At 70.2% G+C, this 26,477-nt stretch carries 26 protein-coding genes and 1 other RNA gene; 8 read left to right on the top strand and 19 right to left on the bottom strand.

All coding sequences use genetic code 11. The features are described from left to right. Window positions 1-86: 86 nt before the first annotated feature. The 4 genes from rnpB to IFR14_RS10815 all read right to left on the bottom strand — a co-directional run bounded on the left by rnpB (window position 87) and on the right by IFR14_RS10815 (window position 2,776). An RNA gene (gene rnpB, locus IFR14_RS10830) (RNase P RNA component class A) lies at window positions 87-453 on the bottom strand. A 71-nt stretch (window positions 454-524) separates the two neighbouring features. Further along, the gene (locus tag IFR14_RS10825) at window positions 525-1,262 is read right to left on the bottom strand and encodes a zinc ribbon domain-containing protein (protein ID WP_137241725.1); all 738 of its coding nucleotides are present in this window, start codon (window positions 1,260-1,262) and stop codon (window positions 525-527) included. A 44-nt stretch (window positions 1,263-1,306) separates the two neighbouring features. Then, complete coding sequence (locus IFR14_RS10820) at window positions 1,307-2,122, bottom strand: Nif3-like dinuclear metal center hexameric protein (protein WP_191941306.1); 816 nt, start codon at window positions 2,120-2,122, stop codon at window positions 1,307-1,309. 36 nt (window positions 2,123-2,158) lie between these two features. Then, the gene (locus IFR14_RS10815; RefSeq protein ID WP_191941069.1) at window positions 2,159-2,776 is read right to left on the bottom strand and encodes a LysE/ArgO family amino acid transporter; all 618 of its coding nucleotides are present in this window, start codon (window positions 2,774-2,776) and stop codon (window positions 2,159-2,161) included. A 68-nt stretch (window positions 2,777-2,844) separates the two neighbouring features. Here IFR14_RS10815 and IFR14_RS10810 point away from each other — a divergent pair, with 68 nt between their 5' ends. From IFR14_RS10810 to IFR14_RS10800, 3 genes are all read left to right on the top strand, one after another. After that, window positions 2,845-3,744 carry a LysR family transcriptional regulator ArgP gene (locus IFR14_RS10810; RefSeq protein WP_137241727.1) on the top strand — a complete coding sequence of 300 codons (900 nt, stop codon included), beginning with the start codon at window positions 2,845-2,847 and terminating at the stop codon, window positions 3,742-3,744. Between the two features lie 63 nt (window positions 3,745-3,807). After that, window positions 3,808-4,227 (top strand): organic hydroperoxide resistance protein, encoded by a 420-nt coding sequence (locus IFR14_RS10805; RefSeq protein WP_064293757.1) that lies wholly within the window; start codon window positions 3,808-3,810, stop codon window positions 4,225-4,227. Window positions 4,228-4,307: 80 nt separating this feature from the next. Further along, entirely contained in the window at window positions 4,308-4,472 is a 165-nt protein-coding gene (locus IFR14_RS10800) for a hypothetical protein (protein ID WP_159878695.1), read from the top strand. Window positions 4,473-4,486: 14 nt separating this feature from the next. On the opposite strand, the gene IFR14_RS10795 is transcribed toward IFR14_RS10800, so the two are convergent. From IFR14_RS10795 to IFR14_RS10785, 3 genes are all read right to left on the bottom strand, one after another. Further along, window positions 4,487-4,726, bottom strand: coding sequence for a hypothetical protein (locus IFR14_RS10795; protein WP_124769288.1), 240 nt, complete (start codon window positions 4,724-4,726; stop codon window positions 4,487-4,489). A gap of 133 nt (window positions 4,727-4,859) precedes the next feature. Then, window positions 4,860-5,786, bottom strand: coding sequence for an aldose 1-epimerase family protein (locus tag IFR14_RS10790; protein WP_191941068.1), 927 nt, complete (start codon window positions 5,784-5,786; stop codon window positions 4,860-4,862). A 10-nt stretch (window positions 5,787-5,796) separates the two neighbouring features. Continuing rightward, entirely contained in the window at window positions 5,797-7,095 is a 1,299-nt protein-coding gene (locus IFR14_RS10785; RefSeq protein WP_191941067.1) for a kynureninase, read from the bottom strand. Window positions 7,096-7,166: 71 nt separating this feature from the next. On the opposite strand from IFR14_RS10785, the gene IFR14_RS10780 reads away from it, so the two are divergent. Next, entirely contained in the window at window positions 7,167-7,811 is a 645-nt protein-coding gene (locus IFR14_RS10780; RefSeq protein ID WP_191941066.1) for an FMN-dependent NADH-azoreductase, read from the top strand. A 90-nt stretch (window positions 7,812-7,901) separates the two neighbouring features. After that, a complete protein-coding gene (locus IFR14_RS10775; RefSeq protein WP_137241731.1) occupies window positions 7,902-9,473 on the top strand; it encodes a molybdopterin-dependent oxidoreductase in 1,572 nt (523 codons plus the stop codon). 24 nt (window positions 9,474-9,497) lie between these two features. Here IFR14_RS10775 and IFR14_RS10770 read toward each other — a convergent pair whose 3' ends face one another. The 4 genes from IFR14_RS10770 to IFR14_RS10755 all read right to left on the bottom strand — a co-directional run bounded on the left by IFR14_RS10770 (window position 9,498) and on the right by IFR14_RS10755 (window position 12,620). Continuing rightward, window positions 9,498-10,274 carry an SGNH/GDSL hydrolase family protein gene (locus IFR14_RS10770; RefSeq protein WP_137241732.1) on the bottom strand — a complete coding sequence of 259 codons (777 nt, stop codon included), beginning with the start codon at window positions 10,272-10,274 and terminating at the stop codon, window positions 9,498-9,500. Window positions 10,275-10,319: 45 nt separating this feature from the next. Next, window positions 10,320-11,363, bottom strand: coding sequence for an LLM class flavin-dependent oxidoreductase (locus IFR14_RS10765; RefSeq protein WP_191941065.1), 1,044 nt, complete (start codon window positions 11,361-11,363; stop codon window positions 10,320-10,322). Window positions 11,364-11,432: 69 nt separating this feature from the next. Continuing rightward, the gene (locus IFR14_RS10760; protein WP_064293749.1) at window positions 11,433-11,783 is read right to left on the bottom strand and encodes a hypothetical protein; all 351 of its coding nucleotides are present in this window, start codon (window positions 11,781-11,783) and stop codon (window positions 11,433-11,435) included. A 177-nt stretch (window positions 11,784-11,960) separates the two neighbouring features. After that, window positions 11,961-12,620, bottom strand: a complete 660-nt coding sequence (locus IFR14_RS10755) for a ThuA domain-containing protein (protein WP_191941064.1) — start codon at window positions 12,618-12,620, stop codon at window positions 11,961-11,963. A gap of 210 nt (window positions 12,621-12,830) precedes the next feature. On the opposite strand from IFR14_RS10755, the gene IFR14_RS10750 reads away from it, so the two are divergent. Then, entirely contained in the window at window positions 12,831-14,186 is a 1,356-nt protein-coding gene (locus tag IFR14_RS10750) for an O-acetylhomoserine aminocarboxypropyltransferase/cysteine synthase family protein (RefSeq protein WP_191941063.1), read from the top strand. After that, a complete protein-coding gene (locus tag IFR14_RS10745; RefSeq protein WP_191941062.1) occupies window positions 14,183-15,514 on the top strand; it encodes an LLM class flavin-dependent oxidoreductase in 1,332 nt (443 codons plus the stop codon). The genes IFR14_RS10750 and IFR14_RS10745 overlap by 4 nt, the downstream gene beginning before the upstream one ends. A 12-nt stretch (window positions 15,515-15,526) precedes the next feature. Here the strand turns inward: IFR14_RS10745 and IFR14_RS10740 are convergent, their stop codons facing one another. Continuing rightward, a complete protein-coding gene (locus tag IFR14_RS10740) occupies window positions 15,527-16,513 on the bottom strand; it encodes an NAD-dependent epimerase/dehydratase family protein (RefSeq protein ID WP_191941061.1) in 987 nt (328 codons plus the stop codon). Between the two features lie 111 nt (window positions 16,514-16,624). Then, entirely contained in the window at window positions 16,625-17,047 is a 423-nt protein-coding gene (gene arfB / locus IFR14_RS10735; RefSeq protein WP_159878673.1) for an alternative ribosome rescue aminoacyl-tRNA hydrolase ArfB, read from the bottom strand. Window positions 17,048-17,126: 79 nt separating this feature from the next. Here arfB and IFR14_RS10730 point away from each other — a divergent pair, with 79 nt between their 5' ends. Further along, window positions 17,127-18,134, top strand: a complete 1,008-nt coding sequence (locus IFR14_RS10730) for a diacylglycerol/lipid kinase family protein (protein WP_342365683.1) — start codon at window positions 17,127-17,129, stop codon at window positions 18,132-18,134. 7 nt (window positions 18,135-18,141) lie between these two features. Here the strand turns inward: IFR14_RS10730 and IFR14_RS10725 are convergent, their stop codons facing one another. From IFR14_RS10725 to IFR14_RS10700, 6 genes are read right to left on the bottom strand one after another with little or no spacing between them, the layout of a single operon-like run. Beyond that, entirely contained in the window at window positions 18,142-18,852 is a 711-nt protein-coding gene (locus tag IFR14_RS10725) for a cyclodeaminase/cyclohydrolase family protein (protein ID WP_191941059.1), read from the bottom strand. 24 nt (window positions 18,853-18,876) lie between these two features. Then, complete coding sequence (locus IFR14_RS10720) at window positions 18,877-19,887, bottom strand: LacI family DNA-binding transcriptional regulator (RefSeq protein WP_191941058.1); 1,011 nt, start codon at window positions 19,885-19,887, stop codon at window positions 18,877-18,879. A 49-nt stretch (window positions 19,888-19,936) separates the two neighbouring features. Next, window positions 19,937-22,189: a beta-L-arabinofuranosidase domain-containing protein gene (locus tag IFR14_RS10715; protein ID WP_191941057.1), complete on the bottom strand. Its 2,253-nt coding sequence runs from the start codon at window positions 22,187-22,189 to the stop codon at window positions 19,937-19,939. A gap of 2 nt (window positions 22,190-22,191) precedes the next feature. After that, window positions 22,192-24,552 carry a beta-glucosidase family protein gene (locus tag IFR14_RS10710; RefSeq protein ID WP_191941056.1) on the bottom strand — a complete coding sequence of 787 codons (2,361 nt, stop codon included), beginning with the start codon at window positions 24,550-24,552 and terminating at the stop codon, window positions 22,192-22,194. After that, the gene (locus IFR14_RS10705; RefSeq protein ID WP_079002436.1) at window positions 24,549-25,442 is read right to left on the bottom strand and encodes a carbohydrate ABC transporter permease; all 894 of its coding nucleotides are present in this window, start codon (window positions 25,440-25,442) and stop codon (window positions 24,549-24,551) included. Before IFR14_RS10705 ends, IFR14_RS10710 begins: the two co-directional genes overlap by 4 nt. Continuing rightward, the gene (locus IFR14_RS10700; protein ID WP_079705845.1) at window positions 25,442-26,401 is read right to left on the bottom strand and encodes a carbohydrate ABC transporter permease; all 960 of its coding nucleotides are present in this window, start codon (window positions 26,399-26,401) and stop codon (window positions 25,442-25,444) included. Before IFR14_RS10700 ends, IFR14_RS10705 begins: the two co-directional genes overlap by 1 nt. Window positions 26,402-26,477 lie beyond the last annotated feature (76 nt).

Raw genomic sequence — 26,477 nt, 5'->3', positions numbered from 1 at the left:
ACGGGTCGACCGGTACGCCGGGTTCTGTCCCACGCTTGCGCGGATGTCGCAGTACGGCTCGACGCAGTCGCGGCCGTGCTGGGGTGTGAACGGGTCGACCGGTACGCCGGGTTCTGTCCCACGCTCTCGCGTTTGGACGGCCATCTCTCTCGGGACGACGTTGCCGCCGCCCTCTAGCGGTCTACCCGGGAACTTGGCGAGCAGCCTCAGCGTTCCCTGTTGACCTTGCTCCGGACGAGGTTTACCGAGCCGACCGGGTCACCCCGGTCGCTGGTGGGCTCTTACCCCACCGTTTCACCCTGACCGTGGTCGCCCACGGCGGTCTGTTCTCTGTGGCACTGTCTCGCGGGTCACCCCGGGTGGGTGTTACCCACCGCCCTGCTCTGTGGAGCCCGGACGTTCCTCGGCACCGACACCCGGAGGTCTCGGTGACGCGACCGTCTAGCCGGCCCGTTCACGGAGACGAGTCTACCGGCCCGCGACAACGGCCGTGGACCGCCGGTGTCGTGCAGCCAGTGTCCGGCTCAGATGAGGCCGGACTCGTCCGTTCGGACGACGATCGCGGCGCACTCCGGGCACTGCACGACCACTTCGGACGGTGCGGCGCGGACGGCCTGGAGGTCGTTGCCGGTGAGCGACATCTTGCATGCGCCGCAGGTGCCGGCGCGGAACAGTGCTGCACCGATACCGCCGCGGGCGCGGCGCTGGTCGTAGAGGGCCAGGAGGTCGGCGGGGATGCCGGGTGCGAGAGACTCGCGGTCGGCGGTGAGTCGTGTCCGTTCGGCCTCGAGTTCGACGAGTTCGGCGTCGCGCTTGGCGACGACCTCGTCGAGGAGTTCCTGGAGTCCGGCGCGCTCGGCGTCGACCTGGGCGACGGCGTCCTCCGCGGCCTCCACCCGCTCCATGACGTTCAGCTGGATCTCCTCGAGGTTGTTCTGGCGGTTCTGCAACGAGGCGATCTCGCTCTGCAGCGCTTCGACGTCCTTGACGGAGGTCGACGACTGGAGGCGGTCGGCGTCGCGCTTCATCCGGGCCGCGACGACGGCGACGTCGGACTCGATGCGCCCGAGCTCGGTCTGTGCGTCGTCGCGGACGCCGACCCGCTCCAGCCGACGGAGGCGGACGGTCTCGATCTCGGCCTGGAGCTGCGCGATGCGCGCGGCCTCGGGGAGGTTCGCCGCGCGGTGGGCGGTGCGCTGCACGCCGGTGTCGATGCTCTGCAGGGTGAGCAACGTCTTCTGGTCTGCTGGGCTGGCTTTCACGTCTGTTCCAAACTCTCGACTCATCACCCTACCGGCCGCGCCGACTACTGGGTGACGACGAAGTCCCACGGGTCGGTACGCAGCTCGCTGACCCGGACGTCGAGTCCCGGGAGCTCTCGTCGGAGCGCGTCGGCGGCCCCCTCCAGCCACAGCCACTCGCTCGCCCAGTGGGAGACGTCGACGAGGGCCGGCCCGCCACCGAGGAGTGCCTGCTCCCGGGCCTCGGACGCCGGGTGATGGCGGAGGTCGGCCGTGATGTACACGTCGGCCGCGCGGACCGCGGGGTGGGACAGGAGCGAGTCACCCGCTCCCCCGCAGAGCGCGATCCTCCGGACGGCCTGGTCATACTCCCCGGAGGCACGGACCCCGGTGGCGGTCGCCGGCAGGATCTCGGCGAGGGCACGTGCGATCGCGCCGAGCGTCGTCTCCTCCGGGAGGTCGCCGACCCGACCCAACCCGGTCAGGCCGTCGGCGGCCGGGACGATCGGAGCCGGGTCGTGGAGGCCGAGACGTTGCGCGAGGACGTCCGAGGTCCCGTCGACGACGACGTCGGCGTTGGTGTGTGCGGCGATGAGTCCGGCGCCGCCACGGATCAGGCGCGTGATGAGCGACCCCTTGTACCGGTCACCCGCCACGGTCGTGACACCGCGCATCAGCAGCGGGTGGTGGACCAGCAGCAGGCCGTCGGGGCGCTCGAGCACCTCGTCGACGGTCACGCCGACCGCGTCGATCGCCAGGAGCACATGCCCGACCGGCTGGTCCGGGTCGCCGACGAGGAGCCCCGGGGCGTCCCAGTCCTCGGCTCCGGACAGTGGCCAGAGGCGCTCGACGACCGTGTTGACCTCACGCAGGGTTCTCATCACCCGGCAATCCTAACCAGGCACCCTCGAGCACGCTCAGGGGCGCAGGACGAGCATGATCGCGAGGGCGATCATGACGACCGCGATCGCGACGTCGAGGATGCGCCAGGCCACCGGCTTCGCGAAGACGCCGCGGAGCAACCGAGCGCCGTACCCCAGCGCGGTGAACCACAGGATGCTCCCGAGGACCGCGCCGACGGCGAACCACCAGCGCCCCACCTCCCCGTGCGTGTTCGCGATCGAGCCGAGGAGGAGGACGGTGTCGAGGTACACGTGGGGGTTCAGCCAGGTGAGGCCGACCACGGTGAGCACCGCCGCCCTGAGTGAGAGGCCGTTGCCACCGCGGTCGGCGGCGAGACCGGACGGGGCGAGCGCACGGCGTGCGGCCAGCAGACCGTAGCCGAGCAGGAAGGCCGCGCCGGCCCAACGGAGGACGACGAGGACCACGGGGAACCGCTCCACGACGAATCCGATGCCGCTGACACCGGCGATGATGAGCACCGCGTCGGAGAGTGCGCACACGAGGACGACCGGCAGGACGTGCTCGCGCCGGATGCCCTGCCGGAGGACGAAGGCGTTCTGGGCGCCGATGGCCACGATGAGTGAGAGGCCGAGGCCGAGGCCCGCGATCGCGGCCTGCAGTGCGGAGGTCATCCTCCGACCGTAGGAGGCGCAGCATGATGAATCCAGTTCAATATTCTGATGAATCATAAGATCCTCTTATGATGGATTTCCATTTCGAGCAACTGCGGGCCTTCGTCGCTGCGGTCGACCACGGCACCTTCGAGTCGGCCGCCCGGGAGCTGATGGTCACGCCGTCGGCCATCAGCCAACGCATCAAGACCCTCGAGCAGAGCGTCGGACGGGTCCTCCTGCTCCGGACCAAACCGATCACCATCACGGCGTCAGGTGAGATCGTGCTCCGCCTCGGCCGCGCGGTGCACCTGCTCGGTCACGACGCGGCGCTCGAGTTGCACGCCGACGACGCGCTCGCCCCCGCCACCCCGGCGGTGATCCCGATCGTCGTGAACGCGGACTCCCTCGCCACCTGGCTGCTGCCGGTGCTGGCGGACGTCGCCGCCCGGGAGTCGGTCGTCTTCGACCTCGCTCGCGAGGACCAGGACCATTCGACGGAGCTCCTCCGTGCGGGCAGCGTCATGGCCGCGGTCACCTCGAACGCCGAGCCCGTCCAGGGGTGCACGGTGCGGCTCCTCGGTCGGATGCGTTACCGACCGATGGCGTCACCCGCGTTCGCGACGCGCTGGTTCGAGGACGGTGCGACCGCTCAGGCGCTCACGGCAGCGCCCGTCGTCGTGTTCGACCGGAAGGACGATCTCCAGGACGCCTACCTCCGACGACGTGGCGTCGACCCCGCCACCCCGCCGCGACACCATGTTCCGGCCTCGGCGGACTTCGCGACCGCCGTCGGCCTCGGTCTCGGCTGGGGCATGCTCCCGGACGCGCAGTCCGACGCGCCGCTGCGCAGGGGCGAACTCGTCGTGCTCGACGAGACCGGCGGCGTCGACGTCCCGTTGTTCTGGCAGCAGTGGCGACTCCACTCCCGACTGCTCGAGCTCGTCACGACGGCGGTGGTCGACGCGGCCCGATCCTCGCTGCACTGAACGACTGCCGAGAGGTCCCGGAGAAGGTGCACCGGGCACCCACGACGGTGCAAGGATGGAGCAATGGATATCGCGTACACAGCAGTTGCCCATGCCACCGGAGGCGGACGAGACGGACACGTCCGCAGTGAGGACGACCTCCTCGACTTCGACACCCGTCCCCCGAAGGAACTCGGCGGCAGCGGCGAGGGCACCAACCCCGAGCAGTTGTTCGCCGCCGGCTTCGCCGCGTGCTTCCTCAGCGCCCTCCACGCAGTCGGGCGCACCGCGAAGCTCGACACGAAGGACGCCGAGGTGTCGGCCAGCGTCGGCATCGGATCGAACGGTGAGGGCGGCTTCGGCCTGGCCGTCGAGCTCGACGTCTACGTGCCGAACGTGACGCACGATGAAGCCCAGCAGCTGGCCGACCAGGCGCACCAGGTGTGCCCGTACTCGAACGCCACACGCGGCAACATCGACGTGACGGTGTCGATCGTCGACTGACGAAGCTCCCGCCCGCAAGGGCTGTCGATCGTCGTGTCCGCCGGTTACGCTGGCGGGCACGACGATCGAGAGGAAGCATCATGTCTGATTTCGGGGCGGTCGAAGGCATCCGTGACGAGGGCGCCGCAGCCATGCTGCCCGGGCTCCCGGACGCCGTGGTCGAGGACGAGTCGCTGGATGACGACGCGCCCGCCGAGGACGCAGCAGACGAATCCGGTATGGGTCTCGCCGGCTCAGGGACCTGACGCGCGGATCGAGCTCAGCGCAACATCGACGCGGCGATGACGCCGACGATGCCGAGTTGCAGTGCGAGCACGATGCCGATCGTGATGAAGAGCGTGCTCCAGAGGACGATGTTCCCCAGGAGGACGCCCACGAAGGCGCCGAATCGTCCGCGCGGTCGAGCCGTCGACCGCGCCACTTGAAGCCGCTCGGTCTGCGCGACCCGGGGCGTGGACAGGGTGAAGAGATTCGGGCTGGTGTCCAGGTGCGTGGTCATGCCACCAGTGTCCGTCGACACCCGGGGGCGGCACATCGGACGCCGGGGCGATCATCGTCCCCGCGGCGTCATCCTGTGAGCTGATCCTCCTCCGCCCGCGGGACGGTCGACCGTCCGCCGAACGGCGTGCCGGTCACACCTGCGTGAGTCGGATCCCCCAGGACAGCGACCACCGCTCGTCGGGCTCCAACCACCGGAGTCCGGTCCCGCTGTTCAGCGCATCGGCGGGAGCCGTCATGGGCTCGATGGCGATGGCCTGCGTCGGTCCGTCTGCCCCCGGGAAGTTCTTCGGCGTGTAGACCTGGACGAACCGGAAGTCGTCGTCCGCCCAGAGCTCGACGGTGTCGCCGTCCGGTGCAGTGAGCCGGTGTCGGACGGCACCGTCGACCTGCCGGACCGAACCCAGGCCGACGTCGATCGAGAGATCGCCCACTCGAGCGCCCGAGCGCAGATCGTACGGGGTCCCGTCGACGGGACGGGAGACGACCGGGATGCGCTGCTCGTCCGTCTCGAACCAGGTGTCGGCCGCCAGCGTCACGGTGAGGTCGGCGGTCGGCACGTCGCCGAGCGCCAGGTAGGGGTGAGCGCCGACGGCGACCGGCGCGGGGCGACTCGACCGGTTCACGATGGTGTGGGTCACCCGGAGGCCGTCGTCGTCCAACGTGTAGGCGACCGAGGTGTCGAGGCGGAACGGGTAGCCGTGCTGCGGGAACACCGAGGCGAGCAGGGTCACCGCGTGATCGGTGTGATCCTCCGCCCGGTACCCCGTGTTGCGCAGGAGACCATGGGAGGCGTTCCCGGTCGCCGCCTCGGTGACGTCGAGCTGCTGCGGTTCACCGTCGAGCGTCCACCGGGCATCCCGGACGCGGTTGGGCCACGGCACGAGCACCATCCCGCACCCCATCGGGGCGACGACGTACTCACCGAAGGACTGCACGAGGGTGCGTCCGCCGACCGTCAGTTCGCGCAGTCCGGCGGCGAGTTCGGTGACCGTCGCTCGGACCTCGCCCTGCGGACCGGCGTGGTGGAGACGGTACTGGGTTCCAGAGGCAGCGGGCATGCCGCCAAGCCTACGACGGACGTCCGCCAGGCGGGGTGGAGCCGTGTGACGCCGTCCACCGGTGGACGGCCTCGGCGATCCGGATCAGCCCGAGTTCGAGCTCGGCGAAGCCGGAGCTCAGGGGCGCGACCCCGATGCGGAGACCGTCCGGGTGCCGGAAGTCGGGGATCACACCCGCATTCCAGAGCAGCGGGGTGATCTCGCGGAACGACGGGTGACCGAGCGTCACATGACCACCGCGACGCGCCGCGTCACGAGGGGTCATCACCCTGACGCCGGAGCCTGCGAGGTGCTCGTCGGCCCAGGAGATCGCGAACGTGGTGAGCGCGACGGACTTCGCCCGGATGGCGGCGACCCCGGCGGACTCGATGAGCGTCAGCGAGTCCTCGAGCGGCAGCATGCCCACGATCGGCGGCGTCCCGCTGAGGAACCGGCGCATCCCGATGGCCGGCTGATAGGCGTCGGCCATGGCGAAGACGTCGGCGGCGCCCATCCACCCCTGGATGGGCTGGAGGAGCCGGTCCTGATGGCGCGCCGCGACGTAGGCGAACGCCGGAGCACCGGGCCCGCCACCGAGGTACTTGTAGGAGCAGCCCACCGCGAGGTCCACGCCCCACTCGTCGAGCTCGATCGGGACCGCACCGGCGGAGTGGCACAGGTCCCAGAGGACGAGTGCTCCAGCATGATGCGCGATCGCGGTCAGCTCCTCGACGTCGAGCAGCGCTCCGGACAGGTAGTCGACCTGGCTGAGCACGACGAGTGCGGTCCGCTCGTGGACCACCTCGCGCAGCTGGTGCGCGGCGACACCGTGGACCGGGTCGGCGTCGATCCATCGGACACGCAGATCCCGTTCAGCGGCGATCCCCTCGATCACGAAGCGGTCCGTCGGGAAGTTCCCCGCATCGATCACGAGCTCGTCGCGCGGAGCGGCCCCTCCGGCGGACGCCGTCGCGTCGACCGCCGCGCGGATCAGCTTGTAGAGCAGCACGGTCGTCGAATCGGCGACGACCGTCTGGCCGGGTGCTGCACCGAGCACGACCGATCCCAGGCGGTCGCCGAGCGTCAGCGGGAGCTCGAACCAGCGGTCGTCCCACGACCGGATGAGCCGCGTCGCCCACTCTTCCGCGATGAACGACTGCAGCCGCTCCGCCGTGGCCCGCAACGGCCGCCCCAGGGAGTTCCCGTCGAGGTAGGCGACGACGCCCTCGGCCGGGACGAACGCCGCGCGGTGTTCCGCGAGCGGGTCGGCCTCGTCGAGGACGCGTGCGTCCTGGCGGGCGGACGTGGTGGGGGCTGGGGCGTCGACCATCCTGCGACGGTAACCGCCACCGGTGCGCGCCGCAAGGAAGCGGACCGGACCCGGCTTGCTAGCGTTGCCGCATGCCCACCCTCCTGCACCTCGACTCCTCCGCCGATCTCGACACCTCCCGATCCCGCCGGCTCTCGCAGGCCGTCGTGGACGCCTGGTCGACCGCCGACCCCACCGGCATCGTCGTCCGTCGCGACCTGCACCTGGATCCGGTCCCCCACCTCGCCGACGCGAGTCTCCACTGGGCGCCGGCCGACCGCCGCCCCGGTGCGAACCCGCCCGCCGAGGCCGAGACGCTCCAGCGCGTCCTGCTCGACGAGCTGCTCGGCGCCGACATCGTCGTGATCGGCGCGCCGCTCTACAACTTCTCGATCCCGTCGTCACTCAAAGCATGGATCGACCACATCCACGTTCCTGGTGTCACCTCCGCGGACACGGGAGCGCTCACCGGCCGGCCGGTCGTCATCGCCACCAGCCGTGGGGTCGCCTACGACGCGGGCAGCCCGACCGAGGGTTGGGATCACGAGGTGCCGGCGCTGCGGACGTTGTTCGGCGGAGCGCTCGGCATGGACGTCCACGTCATCACGACGAGTCTGACCCTCGCCGACCGTGATCCGGCGCTCGCAGCGCAGCTCGAACGGAGCGAGCAGGAGTTCGCCGAGGCCCTCCGGCTGGCGTCCGAGACGGGACTGCGGCTGGCCGTCTCGACGGCCTGAACGCCGAGACGACGGGCGGACGACGGATCCGACCCGTCTGATCCGGGCAGTGCTCCGAACTCCTGTCGAGCCACGATCAGGGAGAAGAACATGCCATCGAAGCACCAGACCGGCACCACGCGGAGCGGACGACGTCTCGTCTGGTTCGCGGCAGCACTGTCCGGAATCGTCGCAGCAGCGGTGTTCCTCGCGATCGCCGAGCTGGCGGCGCTGTTGTTCGCCCGAGGCAGCAGTCCTCTCCTCACCGTCGGATCGTTCGTCATCGACATCGTCCCGCGGTGGGCGAAGGAGTTCGCGATCGAGACCTTCGGTGGCAACGACAAGATCTTCCTCCTCGTGAGCCTCGGGGTCGCCGTCGTGATCGCCGCGGCGATCGCCGGGGTCCTGCAGCAGATCCGTCCACCGCTCGGTGTCGTGGTCCTCATCGCGGCCGGCGTCTTCGCCGGCGCGACGACCGTCACCCGCGCCGGTGCCACTCCGCTCGCCGTCGTCCCCGTGATCCTCGGTCTCGCGGCCGGCGTCGTGATCCTCATCCTCCTGAGTCGTCGCCTGCCGAAGCGAGCCGCGAACGGTTCGGACGACGAGCGCGCGGCGTTCGACCGCCGAGGCTTCTTCCGCGTGGCCGGCATCGCGGCGGCCGGTGCCGTCGTCGTCGGGGTGGGCGCACGCCTCGTGAACGTCACCACCTCGTCGATCACGGCCGTCCGCGACGCCCTCAAGCTCCCTGCGCCGAAGTCGACCGTCACGATCCCCGACGGAGCCGAGGCGGACGTCGACGGCCTCAGCCCGCTCTTCACACCGAACGACAAGTTCTACCGCGTCGACACCGCGCTGACCGTGCCGACGGTCGACCCGGCCACCTGGACGCTCACGATCGACGGCATGGTCGGCGAGCAGGTGCAGATCACCTTCGAGGAGCTCCTCGCCATGGGGCTCGACGAATACGTCATCACCATGACCTGCGTCTCGAACGAGGTGGGCGGCAACCTCCTGGGCAACGCGAAATGGCTCGGTATCCCCGTGCGCGACGTCCTCAAGCGGGCGATGCCCGACTCGAAGGCCGACATGGTCCTGTCCACGAGCGTCGACGGGTTCACGGCGAGCACACCGATCGAGTCGCTGACCGATCCGAACCTGGACGCGATCCTCGCCGTGGCGATGAACGGCGAGCCGCTACCGCTGGAACACGGTTTCCCCGTGCGCATGGTCGTCCCGGGCCTCTACGGCTACGTGTCGGCGACCAAGTGGCTGACGAAGCTCACGGTCACGACCTTCGACAAGGACGAGGCCTACTGGACCCCGCGCGGATACGATGCGAAAGCGCCGATCAAACTCTCCTCGCGGATCGACACGCCCCGGATCGACAAGCAGCTGCCGGCCGGACCGGCGAAGATCGCGGGTGTCGCCTGGGCCCAGACCGTCGGCATCGCCAAGGTCGAGGTCAGCATCGACAACGGCGACTGGCAGAGCGTCAACCTCACGACCGCCATCAACGACGACACCTGGGTGCAGTGGTGGATGGACTGGGAGGCGACCGCCGGTACGCACTACGTCGCCGTCCGTGCGACCGACAAGGCCGGGAACCTCCAGATCGAGGAGCAGGCGCCGATCGCTCCCAACGGATCCTCCGGTTGGCAGCGCACGCTCGTCCGCGTCGGCTGACGATACGCGGCTGACCGGTGCCGGTCAGCCGCGGGTGTCGACCGGCTGCAGCTGGGCGATCTTCGGTTCGCGGCCGTCGCCGGAGGAACGTCCGGTCAGGCGGCGCCCGATCCAGGGCAGCACGTGCTCGCGGTAGTAGGCCGCGGTGCGACGTTGACGCGGACCGGGCGGCGCCGCAGCGACGTCGTCGATCCCCCACTCCTCCGGGACCGGCACGTCGAGCGCCGTCAGCACGTTGCTCGCCACCCGGGCATGGCCGAGGGCGTTGAGATGCAGGCGGTCCACCGACCAGTACCGGAGGTCGGCGAGCGTCCGATCAGCCCAGTTGTCGACGAAGGTCACCCCGTCACGCGGATACCGCACCCGCACGGCCTGGGCCAGCTGCTCGCCGCGGCGGGCGAGGAGCGAACCCATCGGGATGTGAGCGGAAGGGTTCGCCCCGCTCAACAGCAGCACGTGGGCTCCACCGGCGCGCAGGCGTTCGACCGCACCGTCCAAGCGGTCGGCGACGCCGTCGATCGACACCCGCGGGCGCATGATGTCGTTGCCGCCGCCGTTGAAGCTGACGAGGTCCGGACCCATCGCGATCGCACGGTCGAGTTGTTCGTCGAGGATCGGCAGGAGCTTCCGCCCGCGGATGGCGAGGTTCGCGTAGCTGACGGTCTCCGTGGACGCCCGGGCGAGGCCGAGGGCCACGAAGTCGGCCCATCCGCGGAGGGTGCCGTCCTCCCGGAGATCCCCGTAGCCCTCACTGAAGCTGTCGCCGATGGCCACGTACCGTCTGAACCCGTGCTGCGTCATACCTGCACTGTACGCGCGACCGGAAGCCGTCTCCGACCGGTCCGCTCAGGCCGGACGGGACTCCCCGTCCGTGGCCGGTCGCCAGCCGAGGGCTGGCCCGAGCGCGCCGGCGATGTCGGTGAGCAGCTGCGTGTAGTCGTCCGGTTCGAGCGTGAACGGGAGGGCGAAGGCGACCTCGTCGACCTCCTGGAATCCGGCGTGCTCGTGCAGCCGCTCCGCGATCTCCGCACTGCTGCCGACGAGGTCCTCCGCGAAGAGCATCCGCCGCGGCCCATGGGCGACGCCGACGCGGTGCCGTCTCGAGTCGACGTACTCGTGGTACCGGGCGCGTTGGGACGCGGTCGCGGAGTCCGTCGGGATGACCACGAGCCCCTGTGACACGCGGGCCCGCTCACCCGCCGGGTGGAGTTCTCGGAACCGACGCACCTGGGCGGCCTGGTTCGCGGCGAAGTCCGTCGTGCCGTCCTCGGCGGCGATGACGCTGCTCGTGAGCAGGTTGAAGGAGTGCTCACCGGCCCAACCGGCCGACCGCAGGCTGCCGGCTCCGTACCAGAGCCGCTCCGCCAGACCGTCGGCATGCGGCTCGACCCGTGAGGAGTAGTCCTCCTGGCCCTCACGACCGGCGGCGTCGCTGACGACGTCGCCACGGATGAAGGAGCGGAGGCGCAGGACGCGGTCGTAGCCGAGGTCCTCCTGGTCGAGCGTCGACGGATAGATCGCGTGCTTGAACGCGTCGAACCGCATCGGCTCCCCGGTGCTGAAGCCGGGAAGCACTCTGCCTCCCGAGAGGACGTCGACCGTGCCCAGATCCTCCGCGAGCCGGAAGGGGTTCTCCGCGCCGAGCGGTGTGACCGCGGTACCGAGCGCGATGCGCTTCGTGCGCTGCGTCGCCGCCGCGAGGACGGCGACCGGCGAGGAGATGCCGAACTGCAGGTGCCGGTGCCGCAGCCAGGCGCTGTCGAACCCCAGGCGTTCACCGAGCTCGATGAGCTGCAGGGTCGCCTCGTGCCCGGCCGCCGGCTCCTCGGGGTCGAACAGGCCCATCGTGAGGAACCCGAGTCTGCGGAGCGGTGCTGAGGATCTGGCCATGCATCGACTCTACGACGCCGTTCCGACGCGACGACGCCGCAGGAGCTGGACGTGCCCGCGCCGCGGGTGTCAGCTCGGCGAGCCGGCCAGCACGGTGAACATGGCGCCGATGCTCCCGAGGATGAAGAGCATCGTTCCGAGCTGCATGGTCAGCGACTTGTTCCGGGACGCCGTCGGGACGTCCACCTCCAGGATCGGACAGCCGGACCAACCCAGCAGACCGATGCTCAAACCCACGATGACCGAGCAGCACCACCAGACCACGCGGAGTCCCTCGGCGAGGACCGCCGGTCGCCAACCTGAGCTGAGGAGGAGCCCGAGGACGATCGCGGTGCTCCCGACCGCGACGCCGAACCAGACGGTTCCGGTGCGCATGATGCGCTGGACGTTGTTCTCGGGTGACATGAGGTCCTGTGACACGTGGTGCGGCTTTCTCGAGGTTCCGATTCCTGACGCGGGCCGCATCCGGCCGTCATGGTCGCTCGCAGCCCCGAACAGGAGCATAGACCCGGTCACGAGGCGCGACTCCCGTTCGACGGGGGCTTGCGCCGACGAGGGTCGCGACACAGACGAAGCCGATCGAGGATCCGTGACGGATCACGCAGACGGCGCCCGGGCCACCCACCGTGCCAGCGTCGCGAGCAGCGCACGGTGCTCCGCCGAGGCGTAGGACTGCTCGTCGTGTCCGAGTGCGTCGACGGCGACGCGCGAGGGCCCCACCTCGCGGACCCACACCGCAGGGAACCGCTCGCCGTCGACGTCGTGCTCGGCGACGGTGGTGCTCCGACCGACGGGTTGCAGCCGCAGGTACTGTTCGTCGTCCACCGGGATGTCGCCGAGCGCTCCGCCGTCGGGCGATGCCAGGCCGCGGACGACGGTCGGGCCCATCGGCGGATGCCAGGACACACCGGGTAGCCAGAGCGCCCCGATCGTCGGCGCCCAGTCCGGGTAGTCGCGGAGTGAGGCGAGCGCCGCGTGCATCGCGAGGACACCGATCCCCCGACCGAGTGCCTCCGCGAAACCGTCGATCGCGGCCGCGGGCGCTCGGCCCTGATCCTCGGACCGCCACGGGTCGCCGGCGTTGACCACCAGGAGCTCCACGCCCTCGAGTCGCGTCATCGCACGATCGACGTCCTCGTCGATCTCGACCGCGAAGCCGGCCGTCTCCAGGACCTCCGCGATGAGCGGGCTCGTGCGCGCGTACGGGTGCCACGGATCCGCATACCGACCGCTCCCCGATGCGATGAGTGCTTTCACGGTTCCCCCTCGTCCGATCCGTCGGCGCCGGCACCGTGTCCGCGGCCGACGCCTCTCCAGGGTACGGGGCCTCCCCCGACGGCTGCGTCGCCGGCCGATTGTGTCCGCGCATGTCGTCGTCACCTGCGCCCGCCCCGATCCCGACCGTAGAGTGCCTGTCACCGACGCCGGGGCGTCGACGACGGCCGAGCTGACGGAGAGGACGAGGCGATGCATGAGCGGAACCGAGGGGGCTTCAGCACCCGACAGCTGCACGCCGGTGGCGCACCCGATGCGCCGCTCCAACCCCGGGCTCTGCCGATCTACGCGAGTGCCGGGTTCGTGTTCACGGACTTCGACGAGGCGGAGCGGCGGTTCGGACCGGACCCTGGTGGATACAGCTACAGCCGGGTCGGCAATCCGACGATCGATGCCGTCGAGCGCCGTCTCGCCGCGTTGGAGGGTGGTGTGGACGCGCTGCTCCTCGGCTCCGGACAGGCGGCCGTCGGCGTCGCCCTGCTCTCCCTGCTCGAGGCCGGCGACCACCTGCTCACCGCGCCGAGCCTGTACGAGGGCTCGCGCAGCCTCTTCACGGAGAACTTCGGTCGGCTGGGGATCACCACGAGCGAGGTCGCCGATCCGCTCGACGCCGACGCCTGGGCGCGTGCCATCCGACCCGAGACGCGCGCGATCTTCGTCGAATCCATCCCGAACCCACGCAACGACCTCACGGATCTCCGTCTCGTCGCCGACGTTGCCCATGCGCACGGGGTCCCGCTCGTCGTCGACAACACCTTCGCCACGCCCTACCTCCTGCGTCCCATCGAGCACGGCGCCGACATCGTCGTCCACTCGGCCAGCAAGTTCCTGGCGGGCCACGGCACCGTGCTGGGCGGGGTCGTCGTCGACGGCGGCACGTTCGACTGGGCCGCTCGCGCAGACCGCTACCGACACCTCACCTCGCCGCTCGCCGCGCTCGGCGGGCTCAGCCACGTCGAGGCGGACGGGCGTGCAGCGCTGGCCGCCTACGCACGGACATCGGTCGCGCTGCGTCTCGGCCCGACGCCGTCGCCGTTCAACGCGTTCCTCATCGCACAGGGCATCGAGACGCTGTCACTCCGCGTCCAACGGCAGAGCGAGAACGCCCTCGCCCTCGCGACCTGGCTGGCGGGCCGAACCGAAGTGGCCTCGGTCGACTACTCGGGACTCAGCGACAGTCCGTTCCGAGGCCTGGCGGACCGGTATCTGCCGGATGGACAGGGATCGGTGTTCTCGTTCACCCTGCACGGCGGACGGGACGCAGCGCGGACGGTCATCGACCACGTCGGCCTGTTCACGCGGATGACGAACCTCGGCGACGTCCGGTCGCTGATCCTCCACCCGGCCTCGACCACGCACGCCCAGCGTTCGGCCGAGCAGCTCGCGGCGAGCGGCATCAGCCAAGGACTCGTGCGGATCTCCGTCGGCATCGAAGACGTCGCCGACCTCATCGCGGATCTCGCCTCGGCGTTCGACGCGCTCCCGGTCCGGGAACCGTCGACGAGCACCGGCGCGAGCGTCACGGCGGACGAGGCGGTCGCCGCGTGAGCGCCCGGCAACGCTTCGGCTGGTTCCTGTCACGTGGGTTCGGTCCGCACGGTTGGGGGCATCCGTACCTCGACTGGGACTACCGCTGGCAGGAACCCGCCCTCTACCAGCAGGCCGTGCGCGAGCTCGAGCAGGCGGGCCTGGACCTCCTGATCATCGAGGACGCCCTGTCACTGGGGAACCCCGAGACGCTCGACCTCCGCATCCGCGGCGCCTACGGCGGGCCGAAGCACGACCCGCTGAGCCTCGCCCCGTTCCTCTTCGCGGTGACGGAGCGCATCGGCATCATCCCGACCGTGAACCCGTTGCAACTGCCGCCGTACCAGGCGGCACGGCAGTTCGCGACCCTGCAGCACCTCAGCCGCGGACGGTTCGGGGTGAACGTGGTGACCGACGTCGGCAGCAGCCGTCACTTCGGCGAGCCGGTCGTGCCGCACGACATCGCCTACGAGCGGGCGGAGGAGTGGCTGGACGGCGTGCGCGCGCTCTGGCGGAGCTGGCGACCCGGCGCGTACGTGGGCGACACCGCCTCCGGACGCTTCGCCGACGGCCGCCACCTCGACCGCGTCGAGCATCGCGGCGCACACTACGACTTCGACGGGCCGCTCAACGCCCTCCCCTTCGACGAGGACTCCGGTGGGGAGCCCGTCATCGTGTCGCCGGGCTCCTCGCCGCGAGGGCTCGCCTTCACCGGACGACAGTCGGACGTCCAGCTCGCCCTCGCACCGCTCGACATCGCGAGCCTCCGTGCGTACCGGAGACGGGTCCTCGACGCGTCTGCTGCCGTCGGTCGGGACACCCCTCCCGCGATCCTGTTCGTGTTCAAGCCCGTCATCGTGTCGAGCAGCGCCGAGGCCGATCGACTCGTCGCCGCCTCGGAACAGCCGGACGATGAGACGCTGCGCTCCGTCGCACTCGCGTGGTCGAGCGACCTGGAGACGGACCTCACCGCGCTCGACCTCGACCGACCGGTGGACCCGGCCGTCTTCGGCGACCACGTGTCGCGCGGCAGCCTCGACGCGTTACGCGGACCGTACGAGTCCTTCGCGGCGGCGACGCTCCGGGAGCTGCTCGTGCCCAAGGCACGACTCGGGCGGATCACCGACGGCAGCGGTGTCGTCGGCACGGCAGCGGAGGTGGCCGACCACATCGAACGCGCCGGCAGCGAGGCGGACAACGACGGGTTCATCTTCTCGGCCGACCTCCATCCGGTGACCGTGCACCGCATGCTCGACGAACTCGTGCCGATCCTCCGACGCCGCGGGATCCTTCAGCGTCCGAAGGTCGACGCACCGCACGGACTCCGGAGCTCGTTGCAGGCCCCCTGAAGGATCGCGTCGTCAGCGGCTCGTCTGCAGCGCTGCACGTGGTTCGGGCAGGTCCAACTCCCCGCGGGCGACGAGCGACCGGACGGACTCGAGGACCGCCTCCGTCGAGGTGTAGGCGGGTTCGTATCCGAGCAGCGACCGTGCCTTGTCGATCGACGCGCAGTGGCTCCGTACCAGGTGCTCCCAGGTGGTGTCGGCGTGCTCCGTCGGTGTCTCGGCTCGGAAATGCTCCCAGGTCACCGACTCGAGCTCGGCCGAGTGTCCGAACCAGCCGGCGACGACGTCCGCGTAGCCGCGGACGGTCACCGCGGCGGCCGAGGTCACGTTGAGGTCCTCGCCGGCGACACGATCCCGGTTCGCGACGGCGAGCTCGAACGCCTGCGCGACGTCGTCGGCGTGCACGTGGTGCAGCAGCTCGGCACCGAGCCCGGGGATGCGCAGCGGTGCACCGAGCGCGAGGGTCCGCCAGACCCCGAGGTCGAGGTTGCCCAGCGGGTTGATGGGCGCCCACCCCGGTCCGACGATGTGCCCGGGATGCAGGGAGGTCGTCACCAGTCCTCCGTCGGCGGTCTCCTGCTGGAGCAGCCGGGCGATCTGGTCCTTCTGGACGCCGTAGTCGCCGAACGGCGCCGTCCCGGAGCCCTCGACGATGGGGACGGACGCGCTGGGACCGTAGCGCCAGATCGATCCGCAGTGGAGCAGCTGACCCGTGTTGCCGCGCAGTCCTTCGACGAGCGCCGTCGCCGAGGCGACTGTGAAGCAGACCAGGTCGATGACGACGTCCGGGCCGAGGTCCGCGATGCGTCGCGCGAAGACACCGTCCCGGTCCTCGGCCTCCCGATCGGCCCGGATCCGCTCGACCTGGTCCCACTCGGGCGCGTCCGTGTACGGCGAACGATCGCCGCGGCTCACGCTCACGACCTCGTGGCCGGCCCGGACGAGTCGCGGGACGAGGAAGGTGCCGATGTGGCCGGTCCCGCCGATGACGACGATGCGCATGGTGTTCCTCCGTTCGCGCACGACGACGGCGTCGACGGGTGCGCTCTCCGGGAACGCTAATGGACCGGACCGTCCGACGCACGCCCTTGCGGGCGGCGACGTCGTGACCCGCTAGTCGTCGGAGGGACGTCGCCGTTGCTGTTTGGTGGCGCTCCGCTGCTGTTTCGCGGCGAGGTGGCGTCGCGCCGATCCGCGGGTCGGACGCGTGGGTCGGCGCGTCGGCGCCGGCGGCGCGAGGGCCGACCTGATGCGTGTCGCGAGCGCTTCGAGTGCGAGTTCGCGGTTCCGGAGCTGCGATCGCTCGCGGGAGACCGTCACGGTGATGGCACCGCCGACCAGCCGGGCGCCGAGCCGCTCGAGCAGTCGGTCTCGTTGCTCGTCGGTGAGGACGGTCGACTCGGCCACACTCCACGTCAATTGGACACGGCTGTCGGAGGTGTTGACGTGCTGTCCGCCCGGGCCGGACGACCGGGAGAAACGCCACTGCAGCTCGGCTGCTGGGATCGTCAGTCCGGGCGACACCTCGAGGTCCATGGGGCAAGCGTCTCACGAACCCGCGGCACGGCTCGCGTCCACCGCTGGTTCCGAGCCGGTGCCTCCTATCCTTGACGCTGTGAACGATGCACCAGCCGAACGCGGACGTCGACGCGCAGCCGTCGTCGTCAACCCCTCCAAGGTCGACATCAAGGTCCTCCGCTCGGCCGTCGCCGCCGCTGAATCGACGCACGGACTGGCACCCTCCACCTGGCACGAGACGAGCGCCGACGACGACGGCCGGGGTGCGTCCGCGGCCGCGATCGCCTCGGCACCCTCGGTCATCCTGGTCGCGGGAGGCGATGGGACACTGCGGGTCGCCGCCGAGGCCATCGCATCCACCGGCATCCCCCTCGGGCTGGTCCCGGCCGGAACGGGGAACCTCTTCGCCCGAGCGCTCGGCCTGCCGTTGGGCGACCTCAAACGGTCTGTCGAGATCGCCTGCTCAGGGCGTGACCAGGTGGTCGACGTCGGGCAGGTCAGTCTCGGGCGCAGCGACGGCACGAACCGGGACGAGGTCTTCCTCGTCATGGCCGGCATCGGCCTCGACGCGCACATGGCCGGCCACACCAACGAGCGGCTGAAGCGACGGATCGGCTGGCTCGCCTACTCCGATCCGATCGCGCGGAGCATCATCGGGAACCGGCAGTTCGACCTGCACTATCGACTCGACGACCGCCCCGAGGCGGCTGCGCGAGCGCACACGATCATCGTCGGCAACTCCGGCACGCTCACCGGTGGGGTCCTGCTGCTCCCCGAGGCCGTCGTGGATGACGGCCTGCTCGATGCCGTCATGTTGCGCCCTGGCAAGGGTCCGGGTTGGGGGAACATCGGCTACCGCCTGACGTTCAACCGGATGCTGCACCGCACGCGGTTCGGCCGGTTGGTCGGACGATTCTCGCCCAAGGCACGCGCGATCAGCTATGCACAGGCGCGGACGATGCACCTCAGACTCGAGGAGCCGCAGGAGATCCAACTGGACGGCGACTCGCACGGTTCGGTGATCTCGGTCTCGCTGACGAACCTGCACCATGCCCTGATCGTCCGGGTTCCGAGCGGCCCGGCTGCGCGCCCCGGCGGGCGCTGACCACCGGCTACGACGCCGCGTCGGTGGGAGCGGCCTCGGAGTCGATCGATACCGCGAGCCGGTCGATCCGCTCGAGGGCGCGGTCGAACACGGGGACCAGTTCCCACAGGCGCGGCTCATCGGCGCGGACCTCCTCGAGGGAGGCGTGTGCGCTGCGGACCGAACCGAGATCGAAGCTGACGTTGGTCCGCGCTCCCGTGATCGCGGCGCGGAGTGCGCCGATCGCCACCGCCACGTCGGCGATCAGCGCCGGGTTGCCGTGCTCGGTCAGCCACGCGAGATCGTCGATCGCGTCGACGGCATGCTCGCCCAGGCGTGCCGAGGCCGCGGCCGCCTCGATGGACGCAGCACGGATCGCCTCGTCGCGTTCGACGCCGGTCGGCAGATGGAAGGCACTGCCGAACGCTCGCGAGGCATGGGCGTCCTCGTCGGCCAGACGCAGCGCCAGCTCGGAGCGTGCCTCAGCGCGAGCGCGGAGTGCGGCGATCGCCGCCTCGGCCTCGGCCTCGGCCGCGTCCCGCCCGCTCGCGTCCTCGGTGGCATGCGTGGCTCGGGTGTAGCCGGCGACCATCGCGGTGAGGCCGGCGGCGATCGCCAGCATGAGTCCGGATGCGGCCCCGCCGCCGGGGTTCCCGGTCGCCGTGCCGAGCGCCTGCATCCACGTCGACACGCTCGAGTGCTCCGTCGACACCTCGTCGGTGTCCGATGATCCCGTCATGGCGACCATTCTCCCGCGTCCGCGTCAGCTCGACGCGCGGACGATGAGTTCGGTCGGGAACTCCGCCCGATCCCCTGGATCCGTCCCGGGCTCAGTCTCGAGGACGAGCTGGACCGCACGCGCGGCCATCGCGCGCATCGGCTGTCGCACGGTCGTCATCGGCGGCGGCATCAACCTGGACTGCGGGAGATCGTCGAAGCCGACGACCCGGATGTCGTCGGGGATGCGGAGCTGCAGCTCCTCAGCGGCGCGGTAGACGCCGTAGGCCATCTCGTCATTGCAGCTGAAGACGCCGATCGGGAGCCCGCCCTGCCTGAGCAGCTTGCGCACGGAGACGAACGCACTCTCCGAGGACCACGGCGACGAGATCTCCTCGACCGTCGCTCCGTCGGCGTGCCGTTCGACCGCCGCTCGGAAACCGGCCTCTCGCGCACGACCGAACCGGTACTTCGGCCGGCCGGTGATGATGAGGAACCGCCGTGTCCCCCGCCGGGCGAGATGCCGACCCGCGTCGAAGCCGCCCTGCCAGTCGGTGGACCCGACGCTCGGCAGACTCCGCGCCGGCTCCGCACGCGGATCGAGGAGCGCGACGGGGATGTTGGCCGAGGCGAGGATGTCGAGCTGGGAGACGTTGGGACGGATGAGGCACACGACGACACCGGCCGATCCCCGCGCACGTGCCCGACTGGGCCAGTCGTCGACCATCGACTCGCTCTCCGGCGTGAGCACCAGGTCGTAGTTCGCCGCAGCGGCCGCCCGCCGCACACTCGTCACGACCGTGTTCGCCCAGGGGTCGTCCCACTGACTCATCGCCAGGTCGAGCAGGCGCGGGACCGAGCGAGGTCGGCCGCGACGTTGTGCTGCGCGGTCGTAGCCGAGGTCGTGCGCTGCAGCGAGGATGCGGTCGCGGGTGTCCGGGGATGCATGGCGCTTCCCGGCGAGCACCCGGGAGACGAGCGACACCGAGCACCCCGACCTCGCGGCGACGTCCGCGAGCGTCACGCTGAGGTCGTCCTGCTCCGGCGTCGTCGTCATGGCTCCATGGTCCCGCATCCCGAGGTGCCGTGCGCATCGGCACCGGTGGTCATGCGCCTTCGGCGATCAGCACGCGGAGCTCGGTGCACCGCGGGGTCTCGTGATCCGGCTGCGCGACGAGCGCGAACCGCCGGACACCCCACCCGGCGCTGGTGGGCGTCAGCGGGTACTCCGCCCACTCCAGGTCGTCGTCTCGCCCGCCCTCCTGCGGAGCGACCGGGGTGCCGTCGATCTCCAGGTTGAAACCGTGGCCCGCCTGGTCGTGCAGCCAGGTCACTCTGACGACCCGGCCGAGGAGATGCGGGTCGACGAGCGTCACGGACAGACGATCGGCCGTGCTCCGCCAGCGGATACCACCCACCGCGCCGCTGGCGCTGGCCACCCCTTCGAACCCGTGATCCGCCTCGGGCTGCTGCTCGCCCAGAGCGACCCGGTCGACCGTCCGTCCGTCGATGCTCGCGGCACGTCGGTCCCGCTCGACCAAGGCGGTGCGGCGCCGAGCGACGGCGTCCTCGTCCGCCGTCGACGCCACGGGGAACGTGACGGTGTACCGCGCGTCGTGCAGACCTGCGAACGGTTCCAGCGGGATCGGTCCTCGGTCGGAGTCGATCCGGAGTCGCCCGTCGGCGTCCCGGTGGGGCACGGCCGACCGCGGGACGATCGGTGCCGAGGCGAGCGGGCTGAGCGGGCCGACCGCCGTGTGTGGGGCATGGGCGCGGCCGGCCAGCACCACGTCGGTCGGCAGCGACTCGCCACGGGCGGCCAGGACGGACGGACCCCAGAGGAGCGAGGTCCAGTCCGAGCCGTCCGGGTACGGTTCCGCACGACCGCCCATGGGGAGCTCGAACGACACGGTGTCGCCGTCGCTCCACTCACGATCCAGGACGAGATGGGCGCGTTCGAGTCCGGCGGTCACCGGAGCGCCGTTGAGGAACACCTCGGGTGTCGGATCACTCCACCCGGGGACCCGGACGCGGAGCCGGAACCGCCGCGGGCAGGTGAGCCCGAGGGTGAGTCCGACCACGCCGTCGGACGGGAAGGCCGTCCGTTGCTCCAGCTCGAGACCGAGTGCCGGGATCCGCACGACGGAGGGCGCGAAGAGCTCGACCGACACCGTGTCGTCGTCGAACCGGTACAGCGACTCACCGTGTTTCGCGTGGCTCTCCAGTCCGGTCCCGACGCAGCACCAGAAGCTGTGCTCCGGCGAGGAGTAGACGCGGTAGTGGTCGGGTCGCATCGAGGTGAAGTAGACGAGCCCACCGTGCTCGGGGTGCTGCGATGACAGGAGGTGGTTGAAGAGGATCCGTTCGAGCGCGTCGGCGATCGCCGGGTCGGATTCGTCGGCGCTGAGCCGTCGGCCCAGCTTGATGAGGTTGTAGCTGTTGCAGGTCTCCGGGCCCTCCCGGTCCTCGGTCATCGGGGTGAAGTCGTCGATGGCATGGAAGTGCTCCCGGACACTGTTGCCGCCGATCGCGACCGTGCGCCGCGTCAGGATCGTCTCCCAGGCGAACCGGGCCGCGCGGGCGAGCGCCGGATCAGCACTCCGAGCGGCGAGGGCGGCGAACCCGACGAACTGCGGGATGCGGGTGTTGGCGTGCAGGCCGGTCAATTCGTCAGAACGACGCGACAGCGGTTCGCTGAGGGCGGTCGACGTGAAGCGGGCTGCCATCGCGAGATGGCGGGGATCGCCCGTGAGGTCGAAGAGGTCGACGTACGCCTCGTTCATCCCGCCGATCTCGGTCTCGAGCATGAGCTGGAAATGCTCGTCGTCGATCCCGGCAGCGAGCTCCTCCCACCACGCGGCGAGGCGCAGGACGACGTCGCGTGCCACCTGGTTCCCGGTCAATCGGGCCGCGTCGATGAGACCGGCGTACAGCTTGTGCAGGTTGTACCAGGGCACCCAGCGGCCGGCGCGGAACGTCGATTCGGTGATCCCCGCTGCGACCTCGGCCCAGAGCTCGGCACTCCGAGGGACTCCACCGACGTATCCGGTCCCCAGATGATCCTGTGCGCGGGCCAGTTCGGCGACCGTGTACTCCAGTCGGGAGCGCAGGACGTCGTCCCCGGTCGAGGCGACCATCAGGGAGCAGGCCGAGAGGTAGTGTCCGGCGGTGTGGCCATCGAGTCCGCGCACCTCCCAGTCGTCGTATGACGGCGCCCGGGGCTCGAGACCCGCCTCACGGAGGAACGGGGCGAGCAGGCGATCGGGTTCGAGGGCTCGCAGGTAGGCGCGGTCGGCCTCCTGCGCCCGGAACAGGGGCCCACCCGTGAGGGTGACCTGGGAGATCGGGACGAACGGCATGGTCAGGCCTTCCTCGCGACCGCGTCGACACGCAGCCAGTCCACGCGGAGCTCGCGCGGCCCGACCAGCTCCCGCCGGTTGCCGGTCACCTCGATCGTGTGGGTGAGCTGACGGTCCAGGGCCGATGGACCTGCGGACAGCACGTACGTACCCGGTTCGACCACCCGACGGCCGTCGACCCCGGTGAAGGACAAGCGGTCGGCCGACACCGAGAAACGCACGGTTGTCGACGTCCCGGCAGCGACCGTGAGGCGTGCGAACGCGAGCAGCTCGACCGAGGGACGCACGACGGAGGCGACCGGATCCGTGCCGTAGAGCTGGATCACCTCGACGGCGTCCTCGACACCCACGTTCTCGACCGTGACGTCGACGAGGACCTCACCGTCGACGGCGAGGCCCGTCGCGCTCGTGAGCGAGCGGTAGCGGACGTCCCCGGCGGTGAGGCCGTGACCGAACGGGAAGAGCGGCGTGGGGTCGAGCACGCTGATCCCGCGGGAGGCCAGACCGAGCGGCGGTTGCAGGTACGTGCCCGGCATGGCCGGTGAGCGAGGGATCTGCACGGGGAGCCGACCGCTCGGCTGCACCCGGCCGGACAGCAGCCCCGCGACGGCCGCCGCGCCCTCCTGGCCGGGGAAGAACGCCTGGACCAGTGCATCGGCCCGGTCGTAGTCCCCCAGCGCGTAGGGTCGCCCGGACAGCACGGTCAGGACGACGGGCGTCCCGGTCGCGAGGACGGCGAGCACGAGATCGTGCTGACCCCCTGGGAGGCGCAGGTCCTCGGCGTCGCAGCCTTCTCCCGAGGTGCCATCGCCGAACAGGCCCGCGATGTCACCCACGGCCAGTACGACGACGTCGGCCGCACGGGCGGCCTCGACGGCGGCCGGAACGTCCTCCTGACCGATCTCGGTGATGCTGCATCCCGGTTCGACGACGATGTCCGCCGTGGGGAACTCGGTACGCACCGCGTCCAGGATCGTCGGGATGGTGATTCCGAGATCGTGCCCGGGATGCTTCGACAGGACGTGGTTGGGGAACGCGTAGCAGCCCACGAGACTGCGGAACTGGTCGGCCGCCGGCCCGATAACGGCGATGCGCGCGGTGGTCCGGAGCGGGAGAACTGTGCGGTTCCTGAGGAGGACGATCGACTCCTCGGCCAGACGCGTCGCGATGGCTCGGTTGCCGGGGCTGTCGAGATCGGTCGATGCGGCGTGCTCCGGCACGAGCGGGCCCCCGTCGAGCAGGCCGAGCTCGATCTTCTGCCGCAAGTGCTGGAGCACGGCTCGGTCGACCAGCCGCCCGTCGAGCGCCCCGTCCTGGACGAGCCTGACGAGGCCGGCGCCGTAGCCGGCGGTCTCCGGGAGCTCGACGTCGATCCCGGCGGTGAGGGCGAGCGCGCCGGCTTCCGCCGCACTGCTCGCGACGTGGTGCATGGTCGCGAGGAACGGGATCGCCCAATAGTCGGCGACGACGGTGCCGTCGAAACCCCAGTCGTCGCGCAGGATGTCGGTGAGCAATTCGACACTGGCACCGGCGGGGACGCCGTCGAGATCGGTGTAGGCGTTCATCACGCTTCGCGCTCCCCCGAGCCGGATCGCCGTCTCGAACGGCGGAAGCACGCCATCGGCGAGCTCGCGGCGCCCCATGCTCACCGGGGCGTGGTTCTTCGCGCCTCGGGACGCGGCGTAGCCGGCGAAGTGCTTGAGCGTCGCCACGACCCCGGACCGCTCGAGACCACGCACGTACGCGGCGCCGAGCTGGCCGACGAGGTAGGGGTCCTCCCCCAGTGTCTCCTCGACGCGGCCCCAGCGGTAGTCGCGCACGACGTCGAGGACCGGGGCGAGTCCCTGATGGACCCCGACCGAGCGGAGGTCGTCTCCGATCGCCTCCGCCATCCGCTCCACGAGCTCCTCGTCGAAGGAGGCGGCCCAGGCGAGTGGCGTCGGGAAGGCGGTCGCACCGTACGCGGCGAACCCCGTCAGACACTCCTCGTGCGCGATCGCGGGGATGCCGAACCGGTTGCCGGCCACGACCTGCCGTTGCCGTTCCCGCAGGCGATCGACGCCCTCGGCCACCGTCACCGGTTCGGTCCCGAAGATGCGCGTCAACTGCCCGAGGCCGCCCGTGAAGTCGCCGGTGGGCGCAGATGTCGGCGCAGCCGGGTCGTCGGCGCCGTCCACGCTCGGCGCGAAGTCGCCCGCCGTGTCGGTGAACCAGACCGAACCGAGCTGACCGACCTTCTCCTCGAGGGTCATCTCATCGAGGAGTGCTCGCGCCCGCTCGTCGGGTGACGCCCGTCGGTCGTTCCAGAAGCCGCGGACGATGCCCGACGTGGTCGGCGTGACGCCGTCGTGTTGCAGGGTCATCCCTTGAACGCTCCGTCCATGATCCCCGTCACCATGCGCTTGCCGACGAAGATGAACGCGATGAGCAGCGGGATGGTGGCCAGGAACGACCCGGCCATCGCCAGGCCGAGGTCGATCGACCGCTGCGACTGCAGGGCCTTGATCGCGATCTGGACCGTGTACATCTCGGGCGACTTCAGGACGATGAACGGCCAGAGGAAGTCGTTCCAGGATCCGACGAAGCCGAGTAGTCCCAGGACGAACGCCGCCGGTCGGATGACCGGGAAGACGATCCGCCAGAAGATCTGCCAGGTGTTGGCACCGTCGAGTCTCGCGGCCTGGAGCAGCTCGTCGCTCACGGAGCTCGAGATGTGCTGACGCATCCAGAAGATGCCGAACGCGCTCGCGAGGCCGGGGACGATGAGTGCCTGCAGGGTGTCCACCCAGTCGAGCGCGGAGATGATCAGGTACTGCGGGATCACACTCAGCTGCGTCGGCACGGTCATGGTGAGGACCACGAGGATGAACAGCGCGTTGCGGCCGCGGAACTCCAGTTTCGCGAAGGCGAACCCGGCCAGGGCGCAGAGCAGGGCCGATCCGACGCCGATCGACAGCGCGACGATGAGACTGTTGATCATCGATTGGATGAACGGCACGGTCTCGAGCACGAGCCCCACGAGGTGGAACAGGTTGTCGCCCGGGTACAGCCGCGGTGGCAGGGTGGTCGCCGTCGCCGAGTCCGTGGTCGCGACGACGAACATGAAGTACAGCGGGAACATGCTCACGACGACGGCGCACACGAGGAGGACGTAGGTGTACCAGGGGATGCGACCGATGCGGCCGCCGTTCCGTTTCCGGCCGGCGGAGGTCGCGCTCGCCATCAGCTGGGTGGAGTTGAGCGTCTCGGACATCAGCGTCCTCCTCGGGTGCGGGTGGACAGGAAGAAGTTCAGCAGGGCGACGAGGACGACGATCACGAACAGCGCGACGCCGATCGCCGAGCCGTATCCGAACTCGAACTGACCGAAGCCCTGCTCGTAGAGGAACAGCGTGAGCGTCTGACACTGTCGTGCCGCACCGCAGGTGAGGCCGGTGGCCGGGTTCACCAGCAGTGGTTCGGTGAACACCTGGAGCCCGCCGATCGTCGAGGTGACGATCGTGAACACGATGATGGGACGCAACGACGGGATGGTGATGTAGACGAACTGCTTCCATCCACCGGCACCGTCGACGGCGGCCGCCTCGTACACGTCGCGAGGGATCGCCTGCAGTGCCGCCAGGTAGAGCAGCGTCGTGTAGCCCGTCCACCGCCAGACGACCATGAGCGCGACGAGGAACCACGAGCCGACCTTGTCGTTGAGGAAGTCGACGTGGTCACCGCCGAAGAAGCTGATGAGGTAGTTGAAGAGCCCGTAGTCACGGTCGAACAGCTGGGCGAACACGATCGTGGTCGCGGCGACCGAGGTGATGTACGGCACGAGCATCGCCATCCGGAACCCGGTGGCGAAGCGCAGGCGGACGTGGTTCAGCAGATGGGCGAGGCCCAGGGCGATGACCAGCTGCGGCACCGTGGAGATGATGAAGATCGCGAAGGTGTTGAGCATCGCGTTCCAGAACCGTGGGTCGGCCGCGAGCCTGGTGAAGTTGTCGAAGCCGATGAAGGTCTGCTGACCGATCGGGTTCCAGTCGAAGAGGGACACCACGAAGGTGAACAGGAGCGGGATCAGGCCGAAGACGGCGAAGATCAGGAAGAACGGGGCGATGTAGACGTAGGGGGCGAAGCGTTCCGGCAGGGTGTTGCGGATCCGCGTCCCGATACCGGGTGGCGACTGTTTCGGCAGCAGCCGAGGTGGGGCGATGTGCGTGGTCACGATGATCCTTCAGGGGCGTTCCGGCGTGTTGCTCGGCCGGAACGCCCCGGGTCGGAGCGGACGGGTGGACGGGGTC

Origin of the sequence: Plantibacter sp. CFBP 8775, from assembly GCF_014839505.1 — a bacterium.
Lineage (GTDB): Bacteria > Actinomycetota > Actinomycetes > Actinomycetales > Microbacteriaceae > Plantibacter > Plantibacter auratus.
This window is presented reverse-complemented; position numbering and strand designations above follow the sequence as displayed.